General features: G+C 63.1%; 16 protein-coding genes and 1 pseudogene. 10 read left to right on the top strand and 7 right to left on the bottom strand.

All coding sequences use genetic code 11. The annotated features are described in order from the left end of the window. Position 1 precedes the first annotated feature (1 nt). Together trpD and FCS99_RS01910 are read right to left on the bottom strand one after the other, a co-directional pair. Positions 2-1021, bottom strand: coding sequence for an anthranilate phosphoribosyltransferase (gene trpD / locus FCS99_RS01915; protein ID WP_138510547.1), 1020 nt, complete (start codon positions 1019-1021; stop codon positions 2-4). A 259-nt stretch (positions 1022-1280) separates the two neighbouring features. Beyond that, positions 1281-1871 carry an anthranilate synthase component II gene (locus FCS99_RS01910; RefSeq protein ID WP_138509987.1) on the bottom strand — a complete coding sequence of 197 codons (591 nt, stop codon included), beginning with the start codon at positions 1869-1871 and terminating at the stop codon, positions 1281-1283. Positions 1872-2228: 357 nt separating this feature from the next. Here FCS99_RS01910 and FCS99_RS01905 point away from each other — a divergent pair, with 357 nt between their 5' ends. Further along, positions 2229-2999, top strand: coding sequence for a divergent polysaccharide deacetylase family protein (locus tag FCS99_RS01905; RefSeq protein ID WP_171036204.1), 771 nt, complete (start codon positions 2229-2231; stop codon positions 2997-2999). 10 nt (positions 3000-3009) lie between these two features. On the opposite strand, the gene trpE is transcribed toward FCS99_RS01905, so the two are convergent. After that, a complete protein-coding gene (gene trpE / locus FCS99_RS01900; protein ID WP_138509983.1) occupies positions 3010-4509 on the bottom strand; it encodes an anthranilate synthase component I in 1500 nt (499 codons plus the stop codon). After that, positions 4509-6449 carry a peptidylprolyl isomerase gene (locus FCS99_RS01895; RefSeq protein ID WP_138509981.1) on the bottom strand — a complete coding sequence of 647 codons (1941 nt, stop codon included), beginning with the start codon at positions 6447-6449 and terminating at the stop codon, positions 4509-4511. Before FCS99_RS01895 ends, trpE begins: the two co-directional genes overlap by 1 nt. A gap of 175 nt (positions 6450-6624) precedes the next feature. Between FCS99_RS01895 and tpiA the strand changes: the two genes are divergently transcribed. The 6 genes and pseudogenes from tpiA to FCS99_RS01865 all read left to right on the top strand — a co-directional run bounded on the left by tpiA (position 6625) and on the right by FCS99_RS01865 (position 12091). Then, positions 6625-7356, top strand: a complete 732-nt coding sequence (gene tpiA / locus FCS99_RS01890; RefSeq protein WP_138509979.1) for a triose-phosphate isomerase — start codon at positions 6625-6627, stop codon at positions 7354-7356. Positions 7357-7444: 88 nt separating this feature from the next. After that, complete coding sequence (locus FCS99_RS01885) at positions 7445-8500, top strand: response regulator (RefSeq protein ID WP_138509977.1); 1056 nt, start codon at positions 7445-7447, stop codon at positions 8498-8500. Positions 8501-8576: 76 nt separating this feature from the next. Beyond that, positions 8577-8903 carry a preprotein translocase subunit SecG gene (gene secG / locus FCS99_RS01880; protein WP_138509975.1) on the top strand — a complete coding sequence of 109 codons (327 nt, stop codon included), beginning with the start codon at positions 8577-8579 and terminating at the stop codon, positions 8901-8903. Between the two features lie 75 nt (positions 8904-8978). Next, entirely contained in the window at positions 8979-10610 is a 1632-nt protein-coding gene (locus FCS99_RS01875; RefSeq protein ID WP_138509973.1) for a CTP synthase, read from the top strand. 653 nt (positions 10611-11263) lie between these two features. Further along, a pseudogene (locus FCS99_RS16370) lies at positions 11264-11392 on the top strand (glutamine amidotransferase-related protein); the annotation flags it as partial. 54 nt (positions 11393-11446) lie between these two features. Continuing rightward, the gene (locus FCS99_RS01865; RefSeq protein ID WP_138509971.1) at positions 11447-12091 is read left to right on the top strand and encodes a glutathione S-transferase family protein; all 645 of its coding nucleotides are present in this window, start codon (positions 11447-11449) and stop codon (positions 12089-12091) included. Here FCS99_RS01865 and FCS99_RS01860 read toward each other — a convergent pair. Continuing rightward, positions 12073-13470 (bottom strand): pyridoxal phosphate-dependent decarboxylase family protein, encoded by a 1398-nt coding sequence (locus FCS99_RS01860; protein WP_138509969.1) that lies wholly within the window; start codon positions 13468-13470, stop codon positions 12073-12075. The genes FCS99_RS01865 and FCS99_RS01860 overlap by 19 nt on opposite strands. Before the next feature lie 105 nt (positions 13471-13575). Next, positions 13576-15441: a cadherin repeat domain-containing protein gene (locus tag FCS99_RS01855; protein ID WP_138509967.1), complete on the bottom strand. Its 1866-nt coding sequence runs from the start codon at positions 15439-15441 to the stop codon at positions 13576-13578. A 188-nt stretch (positions 15442-15629) separates the two neighbouring features. Between FCS99_RS01855 and FCS99_RS01850 the strand changes: the two genes are divergently transcribed. Beyond that, positions 15630-16271 (top strand): head GIN domain-containing protein, encoded by a 642-nt coding sequence (locus FCS99_RS01850; RefSeq protein WP_171036203.1) that lies wholly within the window; start codon positions 15630-15632, stop codon positions 16269-16271. 133 nt (positions 16272-16404) lie between these two features. Beyond that, positions 16405-16587, top strand: coding sequence for a 50S ribosomal protein L32 (gene rpmF / locus FCS99_RS01845; protein WP_138509963.1), 183 nt, complete (start codon positions 16405-16407; stop codon positions 16585-16587). 84 nt (positions 16588-16671) lie between these two features. Here the strand turns inward: rpmF and FCS99_RS01840 are convergent, their stop codons facing one another. Beyond that, the gene (locus FCS99_RS01840) at positions 16672-17130 is read right to left on the bottom strand and encodes a hypothetical protein (protein WP_138509961.1); all 459 of its coding nucleotides are present in this window, start codon (positions 17128-17130) and stop codon (positions 16672-16674) included. Between the two features lie 259 nt (positions 17131-17389). Between FCS99_RS01840 and eno the strand changes: the two genes are divergently transcribed. Continuing rightward, positions 17390-18661 (top strand): phosphopyruvate hydratase, encoded by a 1272-nt coding sequence (eno, locus tag FCS99_RS01835; protein ID WP_138509959.1) that lies wholly within the window; start codon positions 17390-17392, stop codon positions 18659-18661. The last annotated feature ends 270 nt before the right edge of the window (positions 18662-18931 follow it).

Genomic DNA, 18931 nt, shown 5'->3' with positions numbered 1-18931 from the left:
GTCAGGCTGGGTCCTTGGAGATGGCAATCATGCGGGCGAGCGTGTCGTGCGCGCGTCCGTCATCAATGGCGGCCGCGGCGAGTTCGGCTCCGCTCGCGATGGTGTCGGCGAGCCCCGCTACGAGCAGGGCCGCGCCGGCGTTGAGCAGGACGATATCCCGGAATGCGCCGCTTTCACCGTCGAGCAGGCGGTGGATCGCCGCGGCGTTGTAGGCGGCGTCGCCCCCCTTGAGGTCGTCCTCCTGCACCCGTGATATCCCGGCTTCCTCCGGTTCGAAGGTGAAGGTGTGGATGCGGTCATCCTTCAGCTCCGCGATCTCGGTCGGTGCGGTGGTGGTGATCTCGTCCATCCCGTCCTGGCCACAGATGACGAGGGCCCGCTCGCAGCCGAGATCGCGCAGGGCCTGGGCCATCGGCACCAGCCAGCGCGTGTCATAGACACCCAGGAGCTGGCGCTTGACGCCAGCCGGGTTGGAGAGGGGGCCGAGCAGGTTGAAGACGGTCCGCACACCGAGCGCCTGGCGCGCCGGGCCGACATGGCGCACGGCGGAGTGATGGGCCGGAGCGAACAGGAAGCCGGCACCGGCTTCGCGGACCGAGCGTTCCACGTTGGCGACCGGGGCTTCCAGATTGAGCCCCAGGGCGGCCAGCACGTCGGACGAGCCGGACTTTGAAGAGGCGGCGCGATTGCCGTGCTTGGCGACCTTGGCCCCGGCACCGGCGGCGACGATCGCGGCAGCGGTGGAGATGTTGTAGGCGCCCTTGCCATCACCCCCTGTCCCGCAGGTGTCGATGGCCCCGTCAGGCGCCTGGATGGCGGTCATGCGGGCGCGCATCACACGGGCGCCGGCGGCAATATCCGACGGCGTTTCACCCAGCGCAGCCAGGCCCATCAGGAAGCCGGCAATGGCGGGATCGGAGGCCGTGCCATCCATCAATTCTTCGAAAGCGCCGGAAATGTCATCTGGTTGCGGGCGTTCGCTGCGGCTCAGGGCCTGCAGGCAGCGGGTCAGGCAAGTCATGCCGTAAATCTCGTTCTGGCTGTCGTGGATCGGGGGCGGGACGGTGTCAGCTGTGACGCCATATCCCGGTGGCAGCCGCAGCGTATCGAACGCGCGAACCGCAGACACAGGCTCCGCCAGCCGGGCGGACCGGCGCGCAGGCAGCATGATGTGTCAGACAGATCGGCATACGTAAGCGACCCCGTGTGTTGAACCCAGCGAACCCTTTGCGAATAGCCCGCGCCGCAGAGGAGATCAATTGCGCGCCTGTGCTTGCCGGTCAGGCGGCTTGCGCGCGGGGCTGACCGGTCAGCGCCAGGAAGTTGGCGAGCAGGTCGTGACCATGTTCCGAAGCGATGGATTCCGGGTGGAACTGGACGCCATGGACCGGCCGCTCCTTGTGCGCCAGGCCCATGATTTCGCCGTCCGGCGTGGTGGCCGTCACGTTCAGGCAATCGGGAATGCTTTCCGGTTCCACGGCCAGGGAATGATAGCGCGTCGCCGTGAAGGGCGAGGGCAGGCCATGGAAGAGACCGGTCCCGTCATGACTGACCTGACTGGTCTTGCCGTGCATGATTTCCTTGGCGGAGATCACCTTGCCGCCGAAAATCTGGCCGATCGACTGGTGCCCCAGGCAAACGCCGAGGATCGGCAGGTCCGACGGTGCCTTGGCAATCACGTCCAGGCAGATCCCGGCCCGGTCCGGGTCACACGGTCCCGGCGACAGCACAATCCCGTCGGGGTTGAGGGCGAGGGCCTCCTCTGCGGTCATCACATCATTGCGGATGACGCGGGTCTCAGCGCCGAGCTCCTGGAAATAGTGGACCAGGTTGAAGGTGAAGCTGTCATAATTGTCGATGATCAGAAGCATGCCGGTTCTCCTGCCCGCAAACCTAGGGGTAATAAGGTATCCCGCCAATCCCGGCACTGCTTAACTTGCGGTTAACGGCTCGGGTGCGTTGGTTAACGCATGACACGCCGTATTGCGCCTTCGATTCGTACACCGCATTCCGCTGTTCCGGCCTTGGCCGGAGCGATTGTGGCTTGTGCGTATCTCGTGGGAGCTGTTGTGTTTTCTGCAACGAGCCAGGCGGAAAATGCGGCGCCTGTAGCACCCGCGGCGCAAGCCGAGCGGTCCGCGCGCCAACCGGTTCGTGCGCAACGCCTTCATGATTACTCAGCCCTCACGGAGAGTGCTGCCCTTGAGGCCCCGGTCGAGATTGCGGATGTGCCCGCGATCTCTCTGGCCGAGGCCGCTCCCGACGTCGCATCTGCACCGGTCATCGGTGACCCGGTGCCGCGCATCGCCATCGTGATCGACGATGTCGGGCTGGACGTCGCGGCGGCGCGCCGGGCGCTGTCTCTGGATGTTCCGATGAGCCTGGCGGTCCTGCCCTATGCGGAGGCCGCTCCGGACCTGTCAGCCGAGATCGCCGCAAGTGGCCGCGATGTCCTGCTTCACATGCCGATGGAACCCGTCGGCCTGGCCGATCCCGGCCCCCATGCCTTGCGGCTGGGCCTGAGTGATCCGGATCTGGCGGCGCGGATGCGCTGGGCCTGGGCACGGGTGCCGGATGCGGTGGGTTTGAACAATCACATGGGCAGCCGGTTCACAGCGGATCCGCGGTCCATGCGGGTGGCCCTGTCGGCCATCGCCGAGCGCAATCCGTTGTTTCTCGACTCCCTGACCACGGGCGAAAGCCGCGGCCGTGCCGTGGCGGACGGTCTGGGCCTGCGGGCCCTGCAGCGGGACATCTTCCTGGATCATGTGATCGAGCCGGGCGCAATTGAAGCGCGTCTCGCCGAAGCCGAGGACCTGGCCCGCGAACGCGGCTGGGCTGTGGTCATCGGTCATCCGCATGACGAAACACTGGACGTGCTGAAAGCCTGGCTCGGCGAGGCACAGGACCGCGGCGTGAGCTTCGTGACCCTGACCACGCTGTCTGATCTGCTGCAGGTTCGTTCCCAGCCGACAGCACAGAACCTGTCAGCGCCCTGACCGATTGCGGTCAGTCCGCGTATCCCAGTGAATCCTCGGCGGCCCGGAACAGGGCAGCCGCCTTGTTGATCGTCTCGACGCGTTCGGATTCCGGATCACTGTCCAGCACCACGCCGGCACCCGCCTGCACGTGCAGCTGGCCGTCCTTGAACACGGCCGTGCGCAGGGCAATTGCCGTATCCATGCCGCCATTGGCGCTAAAATAGCCCACAGCCCCGCCATAGATTCCACGGCGATGCGGTTCCAGCTCGTCGATGATCTCCATCGCCCGAACCTTGGGCGCACCGGACACAGTCCCGGCCGGGAAGCCGGCGAACAGGGCAGAGACGACGTCCTCGCCTTCAGCCAGATCGCCCTCCACATTCGACACGATGTGCATGACGTGGCTGTAGCGTTCGACAATCTCGCGCGCCGTTATCCGGACTGATCCGGGCTTGGCGATGCGTCCGACATCATTGCGGCCCAGATCGAGCAGCATGAGGTGTTCGGCGCGTTCCTTGGGGTCGGCGAGGAGATCGGCTTCCAGCGCGTCATCCTCGGCCGGCGTCAGGCCGCGCGGGCGGGTGCCGGCGATCGGCCGGATGGTCACCACATCATCGCGCAGGCGGACCAGGATTTCCGGGCTGGACCCGATGATCTCGAACCCGTCAAAGCGGAAGAAAAAGAGGAAGGGTGAGGGGTTCAGCCGGCGCAGGGAGCGGTAGATCCAGAACGGGTCGGCGGGATAGTCCGCCGAGAAGCGTTGGCTGGGAACGACCTGGAAAGCATCACCGGCGCGGATGAAGTCGCGCACGGCATCCACGGCCCCGCGATACTCGTCCGGTGTCTGGTTGGAACTGCGCTCGCCCAATTCGCCATCCGGGCGTTCCAGGTCCGGCGTGGCACCGGCGAGAGCCCGCAAGGTCATGTCCATGCGCTCGACTGCGGCGTCATAGGCTTCGCGCGCCGTGTATTCGCCGGGCCGGACCGGACAATAGACCTGGATTTCCTGCTTCAGTGCATCGAACACGATCATGGTCTGGGGCCGGATCAGGCAGCTTTCCGGCACATCCAGCGGATCGGGCGCGGCGTGTTCGGGAAGCCGTTCCAGATAACGAACCATGTCATAGCCGACATAGCCGAACAGGCCGGAGGCGAGGGGCGGGGCGTCGTCCGGCAGCGGACAATGCGCATCCTCGATCACCCGGCGCAGACCGGTCATGGGCTCGATGTCGACATCCGTGAAAATCCGGTCGGCCAGATCCATGCCGCGGCATTCGGACACCTGGCCAGCCTTGCACTGCCAGATCAGGTCCGGATCAAGGCCAATCGCCGAATAACGACCGCGCCAGGCGCCGCCTTCGACGGATTCCAGCAGAAAGGTATCGCGCTTGTTCTGCGCGAGCTTCAGATAGGCCGCCACCGGCGTGAGGAGATCGTCCACCCGCCGGGCCGAAAGCACGGTCGTCTCACCGCGCTCGAAAGCGGCCGCGACCGTGTCGAAATCGGGCGTGACCGCGGGCTTTCGCATTATCGGCCCGCAGGATTCGTCTCGCCCAGGGCCTGTGCGACCAGGGCGCGGTCGATGGCACCGCTGTTCAGCTCGTATTCGGTTTCCAGGGCCAGTTGCAGGGAGGTGAAGACATCATTGGTGCCTTCCTGCGCGATGGTGGCCTGGAGTTCGGCCAGTTCGGTGTCCGTGAGCGCGGACATGTCCGCAGTGATGACATCATCCACGGTCAGGATGATGAAGCGTCCCGACGCGGCCTGGACACTTTCCCAGCTGCCTGGCGTCATGGAGAAAGCCCGGGAAATGACATTCTGCGAGAAGGTCTCGGCGCTCTGGCCACGGCGCGCCGTGGTGCTTTCCACGCGGCCGCCGGTCGTCAGGGCGACAATGTCGAGGCTTTCACCGTCCTCCAGCTGAGCCAGCGCTTCTTCGGCCCGGGCCGACAACTGGTCGTTCAGCTGCGAATCCCGCCAGCGGGCCTCGGCGACCAGACGGACATCCTCAAGGTCACGCAGGTGCGACGGAATGATTTCGTCGACGCGGACAACGTAGAAATCGGTCTCATTGTACTGGGTCAGATCGGTCGGATAGCCTTCCGGCGCCTCAAATACGCCCGGCAGGATTTCCTGGCCCAGCGTGGCATAGCGTTCAAAGTCGATTTCCAGGCTGGTGTCGCGGCCGTACTGGTCGAGCGGCTGGAAGATTTCCAGCGGCGAGCCCGAGGCGGCTGCGGCAGCTTCCAGGCTGCCGCCATTGGCACGGGCATCCTCGAACGCCGCGATCTGGTCATACAGCGCATTGGTCGCATCAGCCCGGGCCAGTTCGGCCTGGATCGTGTCGCGTTGCTCTTCATAGGTCGGGACGCTGGCATCCTCGGCCGCTGAGACGGAGACGGCATTCCAGCCGAAACGGCCCTGGATGGCCCCGGTTTCGCCTTCGCTCATGGCAAAGACGGCGTCGGCGACATCCGTGTCCGGGACTTCATAACTCTGGACCTCTTCCAGCACGACCGGCTCTCCGAGCCCCAGATCCGCGGCAATCGCTTCGGCCGGTTCGCCGGCTGCGAGGCGGTCGGCCGCAGCCTGGGCCGTGGCTTCGTCAGAGGCAGACAGCTGGACGAAACTGCGCAGCGCCGGCGTGCCGAGCGCGCCAGTTTCGACCTGGTAGTCATAAGTGTCGCGCAGGGTCTCTTCCGCGATATCGACATTGCGGATGAAGTCCTCCAGCTGGAAACGCACCAGGGTGAAGGCGCGCATGTCAGGCGCCGTGAAGACGGGCAGGCCGGTGCGCGGGTCGGGCAGGTTGGGATTGTCGGCGATGAAGGCTTGCAGATCTTCATCCGTCGGATCCGGGATTTCGTCCGCGGCCGTGGCATCCAGCACCAGCGCGGTGATCCGGCGCTGTTCCCGCGTCAGGTCGTAACGGTTGCGCGCCATCGTGTCGGGCATGCGCAGACCGCCGGCCAGGCTCATGAGAAGCTGCTGGCGTCGCAGCTCGCCTTCCACGCTGTCGCGATACTGTTCTTCCGTCATGTTGGCGCGAGCCAGGGCCTGCACCATGGTCTCGTAGTCGTAGCGGTCCGTCACCGGATTGCGGAAGGCCGGTTCGCGGGCGGCTTCGCGGGCCAGCGCCTCGCCGGAGATCGCCAGGCCCAGATCATCCGCTTTCGCTTCCAGCGCCGCTTCAATGGCGAGCTGTTGCAAAACCTGTTCGCCCAGCCCCATTTCGCGGGCATCCTGGGCGGTGAAGCCGGGCTGTTCCGCCTGCTGGCGCTGGATCGCGCGATTGTAGGCATTGGTCAGCTGGGTGATCGAGACCCGTTGTTGGCCAGCCACGACCACGGCCGTTCCGCTTCCGTTGAAAATGCTGCTGCCGCCGGTCACGATGAGACCGAGGGTGAGCAGGACAAGCAGGACAATCGCCCACGGCGATTTGGCGAAGGACCGGAAAGAGGAAAGCATGAGTCACGGAGCCTTGTGGATAATGGTGCGCGGGAAGGTAACGGCGGGGATTCATGGCCGCAAGCATCCGGCGCGGTGAGATTGCAATGACTCAGCCGGATTCTTGCCCGGCGGCGCGGTCGCGACTAATCCTTGCTGCGCGTTTGGGGATGTTTCGCGGCATCAAGGAGGGGAAATGCCACGCACTGCATTGATTGCCGGAAACTGGAAAATGAATGGCCTGGCAGGCGATCTCGGCTTTTTCGGGGAGGTTGCCAGGGCGGCGGCCGACTCACCGGCAGACATTCTGGTCTGTCCGCCGGCGACCCTGCTGGCCCTGGCTGCAAAAACCTGTTCGGGAACGGCGATTTCCGTCGGCGGTCAGGATTGTCATGCCCGGGAGAGCGGTGCGCACACCGGGGATATCTCCGCGGTCATGCTGCGGGATGCCGGCGCGGACTATGTCATCCTCGGCCATTCCGAGCGCCGGGCGGATCATGGCGAGAGTGATGCCATCGTCCGGTCAAAGGCCGAGGCGGCGCTCGCCGCCGGGCTGATCCCGATCATCTGTGTCGGCGAGACGCAAGCGGAACGGGAATCCGGCCAGGCCGAAACGGTCGTGGCCCGTCAGCTGGCGGGATCCCTGCCTGAAAATCCGCAAAAAATGGAATTGGTCATAGCTTATGAGCCGGTCTGGGCGATCGGCACCGGTCTGACCGCTTCCGAAGCGGATGTGGCCGAGATTCACGCGGCAATTCGAAAACGTCTCCCGGAGCCGCTAACTACCCGAATTCTTTATGGTGGTTCGGTCAAACCGGCCAATGCGGAATCCCTCCTTTCCCTGGCCGATGTTGATGGCGCACTGGTCGGTGGCGCATCCCTGAAAGCCAGTGATTTTACAAGCATAATCGGAGCGGTTGGTCGCTAAACCGAACTTTGCTGGTAAGCGGATTGAAACTTCTTTCAGGCAAGTTGGAACACTGACTGTCCAGGCAAGTTTCAAAGAGCGATCCCGCATGGCCGAAACCGATTACTCCCGCGCATCCGTCGTCCTGTTCGACCCGGTGCACGCGAACCAGCGTACGACCCGGTATGCGTTGCATGAAATCGGTTTTCGTCAGATTGAGTGTGTGACCTCGCTGACGGAATTGCGCTCCATGGTTGCCGATACCGGCCCGACCCTGATCGTGGCCGAGTCCAGCTCGACCGATGCCGATGTCTTCCGTCTCGTGCGTTCGGTCCGCAAGGGTGAGATCGGTGCCAATCCGTTTGCCGTCATCCTGCTGACGACCTGGAGCCGCGATACCTCGCATATCCGCCGCGCGATCGAATGCGGCGCCGACGATGTCATCGTCCGGCCCTTCTCCACGAATTTCGCCGAGGAGCGCGTGAAAACGCTGATCCATGGCCGCAAGCAATTCATCGTGACCAGTGATTATATCGGCCCGGATCGCCGCAAGGATGCAGACCGGAATTCCGACGCGCAGCCGGTCACTGTCCCCAATATCCTCAAGGCGACGGTCGAAAACGACTACCAGGCCCTCAGCGATGCTGCGAGCTGGATCCAGGAAGCCAAGGAAACGGTCCGCGCCGAACGCCTGCGCCGCCTGGCCATGCGGATCGTGGTGTCTGTCGAGCTGCATGCGTCCAAGACGGGCGAGGGGCCCAGCCTGCCGGTGAAACTGGATACGGCTGACCTGATGCGCACGGGGCGTGAGATGAAGGGTCAGCTGGTCAAGGCCGGTCGGGCCGAGTCCTCCGAGATCTGTGAGGCCATGCTGGACCAGATCACGGCCCTGGGTGATGGCAATCAGGCACCGGCTTCGACCCTGAAACTCATCAAGGAACTGGCCATGGGCGCCTATGCCGCCTTTGCCAATGGCGATACGCTGGAACGTTCCAAGGACGAAATCGGCCGCACCGTGACCAATCTGCGCAAACGCCTCAAGGCGAAGGCGGATCTGGCTGCCCAGCGACGGGCCCAGGAGGCCGCGGAACGGGCAGAACAGTCCGATACCGCAGACGATGCTGGCCAAGGCCAAGAGCCTGGTATAAAACGCGCCGCCATGTAGCCGGGCTTGGCATCGCCGCCGCGCGATCCTATCTGGGCTGCAGCCAGACCTGACGTCACAAACCACGGCGGTACCGATGAAAGAAGTCCTCCTTGTTGTCCAGCTCCTGATCGCGCTCGGACTCGTCGCTGTCATTCTCATGCAGCGTTCCGAAGGCGGTGCTCTGGGTATCGGCGGCGGTGGCGGCGGTGGCGGCATGATGTCGAGCCGCGGCGCAGCCAATGTGCTGACGCGGACGACGATGATTCTGGGGGCGGCTTTTATCCTCAATTGCATTGCGCTGGCGGTCTTTGCCGGTGTCGATGCCCAGGGTCGCAGCGTGTATGATCGCGAGATCGACAATCCCGCCATCGGCATTCTTGACGAGGAAGAGCAGGGCGCTCCGGTCCCCACTGACGGCTAACCGTCCACGCTTTTCACACCAAATCTTGCAATCGCGTCTTTTGGCGCGCTCGAATCTGGGATAATCAGACGGCCCATGCCGCGATATATCTTCATTACGGGCGGCGTGGTCTCCTCGCTTGGAAAAGGCCTCGCTTCAGCCGCCATTGGTGCTCTGCTTCAGGCACGGGGCTATAAAGTCCGCCTGCGCAAGCTTGATCCCTATCTCAATGTCGACCCGGGCACGATGTCGCCCTATCAGCATGGCGAGTGCTATGTGACGGATGACGGGGCGGAAACCGACCTCGATCTGGGTCACTATGAGCGCTTCACGGGCGTTCCCGCCAGCCAGGCCGACAACATCACCACAGGTCGCATCTATTCGCGCATCATCGAGCGCGAGCGCCGGGGTGATTATCTGGGCGCGACGGTGCAGGTGATTCCGCACGTCACCGACCAGATCAAGCAATTCGTCCTGTCCGACGCCGGCGATGTCGATTTCGTCCTGTGCGAGATCGGCGGCACGGTCGGCGATATCGAGGGCCTGCCTTTCTTCGAGGCGATCCGCCAGCTCGGCCAGGAACTGGGCGAGGGCAATGCCGTCTTCCTGCACGTCACCCTGCTGCCTTTCATCAAGGTGGCTGGCGAGATGAAGACCAAGCCGACCCAGCACTCGGTGAAGGAGCTGCGCTCGATCGGTATCCAGCCGGATATCCTTTTGTGCCGCTGCGAAATCCCGATCCCGGCCGGCGACAAGCGCAAGATCGCCCTGTTCTGTAATGTGCGCGAGAGCGCCGTCATTGAGGGGCGTGATGCGTCCTCGCTCTATGACGTGCCGCTGGAATACCACCGCCAGGGCCTGGATACGGAAATCCTGCGCTGTTTCGGCATTGCCGATGACGCACCGGCGCCGGACCTGACGCGCTGGGAAGGCATTTCCCACACGATCGCCAATCCGGACGGCGAAGTGACGATCGGCGTGGTGGGCAAGTATGTCGGCCTGCTGGACGCCTACAAATCCCTCATCGAAGCCCTCAATCATGGCGGTCTCGCCAATGGGGTGAAGGTGAAGCTCAAATGGCTCGACAGTGAGCAATTCGAGAAGGATGACCCGTTCGAACCGCTGGAGGACGTGCACGGTGTGCTGGTTCCGGGCGGCTTTGGGGAGCGTGGCGTCGAGGGCAAGATCGCTGCGGCGAAATTCGCCCGCGAGCGCAAGGTTCCTTTCTTCGGGATCTGCTACGGCATGCAGATGGCGGTGCTGGAAGCGGCCCGCAATCTGGCCGGCATTCCCAACGCCGTCTCCTCGGAATTCTCCGAAGAGGGCGAGCTGGTCATCGGTCTTCTGACCGAGTGGACCCGCGGCAATGAGGTGGAGACCCGTTCCGCCGATGGCGATATGGGCGGCACGATGCGCCTGGGCGCCTATCCGGCGGTTCTCAAGGCTGGCTCCAAGGTTCGTGAAATCTACGGCCAGGCCCATATCGAGGAGCGCCACCGTCACCGCTATGAGGTGAATGTGGGCTACAAGGAAAAGCTGGAATCCTGCGGCCTGACCTTCTCCGGCCTGTCACCGGATGGCGTCCTGCCGGAGATCGTCGAGATCGAGGATCATCCCTGGTTCGTTGGCGTGCAATTCCACCCGGAACTCAAATCCCGTCCCTTCGAACCGCACCCGCTGTTTGCCAGCTTCATTGCAGCAGCCCTGCATCAAAGCCGGATGGTCTAGGGTTTTCCTTCCCAACACGGTTGGGGAGGGGGACTGCGATGCGGTGGAGGGGTCTCAACCCCCGTCATCCTGACGAAGGTCAGGACCTAGATCGCAAAGTGGGGCCTGGCGGGCGTGGATCGTGACAGGCTCAACCCCCTCCTTCTCCCTGGGGGGAAGGTGCCGCGAAGCGGCGGATGAGGGGGGATGGCGGGGTCCTCGCGATTACCTGTAAACACCGGGATTTCCCCCTCTCCCGGCGCATGCGCGCCACCCTCTCCCCAAGGGAGAGGGAGTGCCGACCACGCCCCACTTATCCCCACCCCAAAAACCTGTGAGACACTTCTCCTGACTTCCGGGAAGAGAGGCGCGAGCTCAGTCCCTTGTGCCCGGAGGTGTGCGGAGCCTGTCCGCGCGAGGGGGTGACATCCCAAGCTCCGGCAGGGCCATCGCCCGGGCCACACGGCACAAGGTCACGACCGTGCTGGCACCCAGGCGGTTTCGGTGCGTCGCCCGCAAGGGAAGACGATCAAACCTCCGCGTGCGGGAGACCTGTCAGGTCACTCACACTCACTACAAAAACAGACCCGTCAGGTCTCCCGCACACCTCTCATACCGCCAGGCGGAAACGCCGTGGCGCCATCAGGCGTGAAGCTCCCGGACGGCTTTCACGCCGTCCAGAGCATCATCCCTGGTTCGTCGGCGTGCAATTCCACCCGGAACTGAAATCGCGCCCCTTCGAACCGCATCCCCTGTTCGCCAGCTTCATTGCGGCAGCCCTGCACCAGAGCCGGATGGTTTGATCCTTTCTCTTCGTCCCGGTTCCGGTTAGGGCTGGGGTAAATGAGGAGGGAAAATTGTCTGAGCTGGTGATAACGACGTATGATTGGGTCCCGGAATGGCCGCGAGGCTTTGTGCGGGACTTGAGGCTCCGCTGGGCCATGGAAGAGGCCGGTCTCGACTACCGTGTCGAAACAACGCCTTTCCATGACCGCGACGCGACGCATTTCGCCAAACATCCATTCGGGCAGACTCCTTGGCTGACGGATGGCGATCTCTGCCTGTTCGAGAGCGGCGCGATTCTGGTCTATCTCGGTGAGATGAGCGAGGTTTTGCTGCCGGCCGACAAGGCCGGGAAAGCCAAGACACTGCAATGGTTGATGGCGGCACTCAACTCCATCGAGATGGCCACTGTGGCCTGGACGATCTTCAAGTTTTCAGGCGATGAAGGCCCCTCCAAGGGGCGAGAAGCCCTTGAGGGGTTCGTGGATTCTCGCCTGACCAATTTGGAGCGCGTTCTGGCTGACCGGGAATGGATCGCGGCCGAGCGTTTCACCATCGCCGATATCGTGATGTCAGACGTTCTGAGGCTTGTGGACCGTTTCGATGCCCTGGCGGACTGCCCGGCCAGCAAGGCCTACATGGATCGCTGCATGGCGCGACCGGCATTCCGGAAGGCGCATGCAGACCAGCTCGCCCATTTTCAGGATGGGGAGGCCTGAACCAGGTCCCGGAGGGCCTTCACGCCGTCCAGCACATCCTGGCGGGTGCAATCGAACTGGCCGACCTGGAATCGGATGACGTAGCGGCCTTCGTGCTGGGTCTGGGTGAGATAGGTGCGGCCGTCGGCATTGATCCGGTGGAGCAGGGCCGCTGTGGCGGCATCGCCATCCGTGCAGGCGAAGGTGAAAAGGCTGAACGAGCAGGGGGTTACGATCTCCAGCCCGTCCGTCTCCCCGATCAGGCGTTCCGCTTCCCGGGCCCAGGCGATGTGATTGCGGATGCGTTGGCGTAGCCCATCCAGCCCGTAATAGCGGATCAGGAACCAGAGCTTGAGCGCGCGGAAACGGCGGCCCAGCGGAATGGTCCATTCGGAATAGTTGACGACATCGTCCAGGCCCGGGGTTTCCAGATAATCCGGCCTTAAAGTCAGGGTCTTGAGCTGGTCGGTCGGGTCCTTCAGGAACTGCACCGAACAATCGAACTGGGCGCCCAGCCATTTGTGCGGGTTGAACACGATGCTGTCGGCATTTTCCACGCCTTTCCAACGGGTTCTCTGTTCCGGGCAGATCATGGCCGAGCCCGCCCAGGCGGCGTCGACATGGGTGTAGAGGTCTTCCTCCGCGGCAATCTCCAGAATTGCCTCGACCGGGTCACAGGCACCGATGCCGGTGCCGCCAATACACAGAATGATTCCAGCTGGTTGCAGGCCGTTCTTGCGGTCTTCCCGGATGGCTGTCCGCAGGGCGTCCGGGTCCATGCCGAAATCGGAACGGGTGGGGATTTTGACGAGATTGTCCTGTCCGATCCCCGACACCCAGATCGCCTTGTCGATGGAGGAATGGGCCTGGGCGGAGGCGTAGATGCGCGGCGGCGGCTGACCGCTGAGACCGGTATGGATGCCTTTGAAATCAAGGGCCCGCTCGCGCATGGTCAGCACGGCGGACAGGGTCGCGGAAGAGGCACTGTCCTGGATCACGCCGCGCCAGCCCTCCGGCAGGTCCATGGCCTGGCGCAGCCAGTCTATCATCCGGGTCTCCAGCTCTGTCGCCGCCGGAGAGGTCTGCCAGAGCATGCACTGGGCTGCGAGCGTGGAGACAATCTGTTCGGCCAGGACGGAGGGCAGGGCGGCATTGGCGGGGAAATAGGCGAAGAAGCGGGGATGCTGCCAATGGGTCATGGCGTCGGGAATGTCCCGCTCAAACTCTGCGAATATTAATGAAAACGCGGCGCCAACTTCCGGAACCTGCTCGGGAATGCGGGCCAGCACCTCGCCGGGCTTCACATCGGGCCGCACGGGCCGGTCGCGCAAAGTGTCCCGATAGGCTGCCGACCATTCGGCAATCCGTTTTGACCAAAACTCAAATTCCGCGACGTCCATACTGGCCGACTCCGCCCGCCATCAATCCCGAGCGAGCGGTATCACGACCATCGAGAAAGCCGCAATGACCCCTCACCGGGGCGCCGTGCCGGTCGAACCGGCGTCCTAGAAGCGGATTGTGATGGTCCGGGACTGATCCTCAGCGCTGACCCGAATGGTGTCGACCACATTCGCTTCGGCGCCGGGAACATTCAGATTGCAGGTTCCCTGGCCGGTGATGGTGCAGGAGTTTGAGTCTGAATAGCCGTCTGTACCCGTAATCGACATGACGGTGATTGTGGGCTCTGTCGCACAGGAGAGTTCGGCTGATGCGGTGTAGTCTTCGTCCGGGTCCGGATCGATGGGGGAGGTGTAGAAACGGTCGATCTGGACGGTGTCACGGCCGGAAATCGACAGGTCGACGGTGGACCCGCCCGTACTGCGGTCCGTGGCCGATTGGTACCGGCCCGAATCGGGAATGATGGCCTCGGCACTGACGGTCACATCGTCGAAATCAGCGACGAAACCCCGTACAATCTCTGCGGCCGCGCAAAGTCCTTCGCTGGCAGTTGGGGCCCCGGGTGCCGGGCTGAGACCGAAGGTGTTGCAATATAGGAAGCCAGCCAGGACAGCCCCTTCACAGGCCGCTGTAGCCGGACCTGCCGCGGGGGCAGTAGCGCCTCCGGTCGCCAGAATCGCGCCAAGCTGGAGGCATCCCGTGGCATAGGCTGGCGCATTGGTGCCAACTTCGGTCCAGGTGCAGATATTATTGGGAATTTCGAAGATGGCATTGCAGGTATCCTCGACGCTGGATTCGGTCCGGGTAATCGGGAAGTTGACGCGGTATTCGCCCGCCCCGATCCGGTTTGCCCGCAGCCGCCGTGACCGATCAGAGCCCGTGGCGTTGGCGTCATCAACCTCGACAACAACAATCGCGTCATTCACAGGCAGGCCGCACTCTTCGATCCGGACATTGACCGTCTTTTGCTGTTCATTGTGAAGCGTCAACAGCTCATTGTAGAAGGCCGGGGTCCCTGCATCATGGCGCGTCACGGCGCTTGAAACGCTCGTCAATGCCTGGCGGCTCCGGCGCGGCTGGCGGTTCACGCCACCTGCCTGTGCGACCTCGGTCATGCGCTGGATGGACGCAATCAGGCTTTCCCGCCCGTGTTGTGCGTAAAGCGGGTTGGGCGAACTTGAAGCCGTGGATGTACCCGAAAAGAATTCTTCAATGCTCAGGATCGCTTCCCCGGTCCCATCCTCAAGTGCAAAACCGATTGTGACGGGGGTGCCGAATTCGTCATATCCAAAGGTGATCCGCCCCAAACCTTGGATCAGCATGGCACTGAGCGCTGTTGCGTCGGCATTCAATTGGTAGTCAACGGTCCACTCACCGTCGGGTGCTTCTTCGTCAGGGATCACAGCCGACAAGGATGTCAGAGCCTGCGGAAACCCGTCGCTGTCCTTGACCCCCTGGGCTGTGAACACAGCCCCGCTCTCCATGGTCGCGTAGTAAAAGACGGGGTCATTGGCATTGGTCTCGATTTCGAACCGCGAGACCCCCTCCGGCAATTCATCGACATCCAGAACTGAAATCGTCACCGCGAATTCAGTATTGTCGGTGCCATCTGAGACCGCGATCAGTAGCTCGTACGCGTTATCGGAATCGGCATCGAGAGGGATTTCGTAGTTGGGAGGGTCGATGAAGCCGATGAAATCCGGCGCACCCTCGATCACGAACAAGTCTTCGTCCGGACCGCCGGCAATGGAGTAGGACAGGCTGTCCCCGTCTGAATCCGTCGCCTCGATTGTATATCCATCAGTGGTGTTCTCGAAAACTTCAATCGAGGCTGCCGACACAACAACCGGTGCGTTATTCGTGGGCGCAGGCGGCGGACTGGAAGTATCAGATGGGCCTGACCCGCTGCAGCCGCTGAGCAAAAGTCCGAAAGACAGGAAGGCTAGCGCGGCCCTCTTAAAATTCACTCGCATGGCGTCCCCCTAACCAGTCTGGAAAGACGCACTGTACAGGCAGATAACGTTTGGGTGCAATTCCGCCAATAATAACTTTAAATTACATACCAAGCCTTTTTCGCCTGACCTGCATCTAAACAGGGTTTCACACGCATCTCACGGACAAACCCCTATGATGGCGTGGGGGCAAGTTGAGGGAGATGCGCATGAAACAGGTGGTTTTCGCGGGACTGGGTGCCGCTGTGATGCTGGCCGGACCGGCTCTGGCCCAGGACACTCAAACCGTTCCGGTCGATGCTTTCGACCGGATCGATGCCGGTGGCGGGTTCGAGCTGGAAGTCGTGACGGGGGACACGCCCGCGGTCCGCTTGATCGGGGATGCGGCTGATTTTGCAGATATCGAGATTGAGGTCCGCAATGGCCGGCTGGAGATCGACCAGGACAGCGGCTTCTTCTCGCGCCGCCGGTCGCTGGATGTCGTGGTGGAAGTGACCACGACCGGTTTGGACGAACTGGACTTCAATCGCGGGATCCGGGCCCGGGTCAGCGGACTGGACGCCGATGAGCTCGAGCTGGAAGTCTCCACCGGGGCCTCGGCCCGCGTCTCCGGCTCCTGTACGGAACTGGAGATTGATTCCTCCACGGGCGGGTATCTGGATGCGTCCGAACTGGTTTGCGAGGATGTCGATGCCAGTGCCTCCACCGGCGCGGACATTCGCACCCATGCGACGCAGAGTGTGTCAGCCCGGGCCTCGACGGGCGGTTCGGTTCGCGTGTATGGCAACCCGTCAGCCTATGAATTCCGCACCTCGATGGGCGGATCGGCACGCCTGCTCGGCGAAGGCTAGACGGGCGCACGCTGTTTTGCCTGCAATCAAAGCAGACAGGCGCTTGCGTGCCCCCCGAACTGCATGTATACCGCGCGGCTCGAACGGATGGCGCTGGCTGTCCGGAGCATGATTCAAGACTGTGGAGAGGCTGATGGCCGTCCCTAAAAGAAAAACCACGCCGAGCAAGCGCGGCATGCGCCGGGCCCACGACAAGCTGTCCGCTCCCGTCTACATCGAAGACAAGGACAGCGGTGAGCTGCGTCGCCCGCACCACGTTGATCTGAAGTCCGGCATGTATCGCGGCCGTCAGATCCTGGAGCCGAAGGACGACTGATCCGTCCGGATGCTTCACGGCACAGAAAAACGCCCGGTCGAGAGACCGGGCGTTTTTTCTTGCCTGATGGCCGGCGGGTGAGGGTCAGGCCCGGCGGCGATCCAGGGAATCGAGATCGAAGTAATTATCCGCCCCGCTCTCCGCAGCTTTCCCGTCCGTCTCACCCATGCCGGGAAACATCCAGTTGCGGGCCTCTTCCAGGGAATGCACATCGAGCACCTTGTTGCCGATGCGTCGATTGGCCTGCATCAGATAGCGCACGGTCTCCGGCTCTTTTCCCGTGTGCAACAGGGCGATGTGCATGCTGGGCAGAACCCGTGCAGCCTGGATGACATTGTCCACGATCGGTCCGAGCTGATCGGCGGGATAGGTGGTTTCGCGCAGATCGAAGACGAAATGGCGCTTGCCCTTGCCGGACAGCCAGTAGAGCAGTTTGCGCACCGGTGTGGCGAAGGCGAGGGTCTGCCGCCCGCGCAGACAGATCAGCACGGCCCGGTCCTCGAAAACGGACTCCACATTCACGATTTTGGGCCGGTGAGGCATGCAGGCTCTTGAGGGTTTGATCGGAAGGCCCGGTTGGTCCGGTGCCAGTCTTGTTGTGACCTTAGCCTGCCCGACAGGGTTTGCGATTCCTCTAATCCGGTTCTGAAAACTTGATCCATTTGCGGCCTTTCAGGACAAGGTCAGGACAGGATCGGGGATTGTTTTCGCTAACATGCGGATTCTGCTCTTCATGCCCTTGCACACAGGCTCCGTGCGGGTATGAAGCGGCAAGACTTTTAGAGTGTGCGAAAGGGCCGCCATGACCGCCATTATCGATATCGTCGCCCGGGAAATTCTCGACAGCCGCGGCAATCCCACTGTGGAAGTGGATGTGCTGCTGGAAGACGGGTCGTTTGGCCGCGCGGCGGTGCCGTCAGGCGCCTCGACGGGCGCCCACGAGGCGGTCGAGCTGCGTGACGGTGATGCACGCTATGGCGGCAAGGGCGTGATCAAGGCCGTCGAGAATGTCGAAGGCGAGATTTTCGAGGCCCTGGCCGGCATGGATGCCGAAGACCAGCGCCGCATCGACCAGATGATGATCGAGCTGGACGGCACCGAGAACAAGGCCCGCCTGGGCGCCAATGCGATGCTGGGCGTGTCCCTGGCCGTGGCCAAGGCGGCGGCCGACGTGCAGGGCGTGCCGCTCTATCGCTATGTCGGTGGCATGAATGCCCGCACCCTGCCGACCCCAATGATGAATGTGATCAATGGCGGCGCCCATGCCGACAATCCGATCGACTTCCAGGAATTCATGATCATGCCGGTCGGCGCGCCGAGCTTCTCCGAAGCCCTGCGCTGCGGGGCGGAGATCTTCCATTCGCTCAAATCCCGCCTCAAGGCCGATGGTCTGAACACGAATGTCGGCGATGAGGGCGGTTTCGCGCCGAACCTCAACTCCGCCGAACAGGCGCTGGACGTGCTGATGGCCGCCATTGAGAAGGCCGGCTACACGCCGGGCGAGGATGTTGCCCTGGCGCTGGACGTCGCCTCCACGGAATTCTTCAAGGACGGCAAATACGTCCTGGAAGGCGCTGGCGTGACGTACGACTCGGCCGGTTTCGCCCAATATCTGGAAGAACTGGTCGGCAAATACCCGATCGTCTCCATCGAGGACGGCATGGCCGAGGATGACTGGGATGGCTGGAAGGCGCTGACCGAGCGTGTTGGCGATCATTGCCAGCTGGTCGGTGACGACCTCTTCGTGACCAATCCGGACCGTTTGGCCCGTGGCATCGAAATGGGCGCTGCCAATGCCATCCTGGTGAAGGTCAACCAGATCGGCACCCTCTCGGAAACGCTGGACGCTGTCGACCTGGCCATGGGCTCCGGCTATGGCGCAGTCATGTCCCACCGGTCCGGTGAGACCGAGGACTCCACCATTGCCGACCTGGCCGTGGCAACCAATTGCGGTCAGATCAAGACCGGATCCCTGGCCCGTTCCGACCGGACCGCCAAGTACAACCAGCTCCTGCGCATCGAATCGCTGCTCGGCGAAACCGGCATCTATGCCGGGGATAGCGGCCTGGCTTGATGCATGGTGTCCGCTTTCGCGGACGCCCCCTCATCCGCCCCATTCGGGCCACCTTCTCCCGCAAGGGGAGAAGGAGGGCATAGCGCTCGATCCCACTCCCTCTCCCCTTGCGGGAGAGGGGGGCGCGCAGCGCCGGGTGAGGGGCGCGTGGCGCAGCCACGCCGAGGATAACCCCCGCCCAATCCCCACCCCGCTGCACCCACCCCATAATCCTCCCACGCTTCGCACGCATCTGTGCACGGGTCGGACGGGGCGGGTGGCGCCGGGACG

Source organism: Maricaulis alexandrii, from assembly GCF_005871165.1.
Lineage (GTDB): Bacteria > Pseudomonadota > Alphaproteobacteria > Caulobacterales > Maricaulaceae > Maricaulis > Maricaulis alexandrii.
The sequence above is the reverse complement of the archived record's forward strand: the minus strand, read 5'-3'. Positions and strand labels throughout refer to the sequence as shown.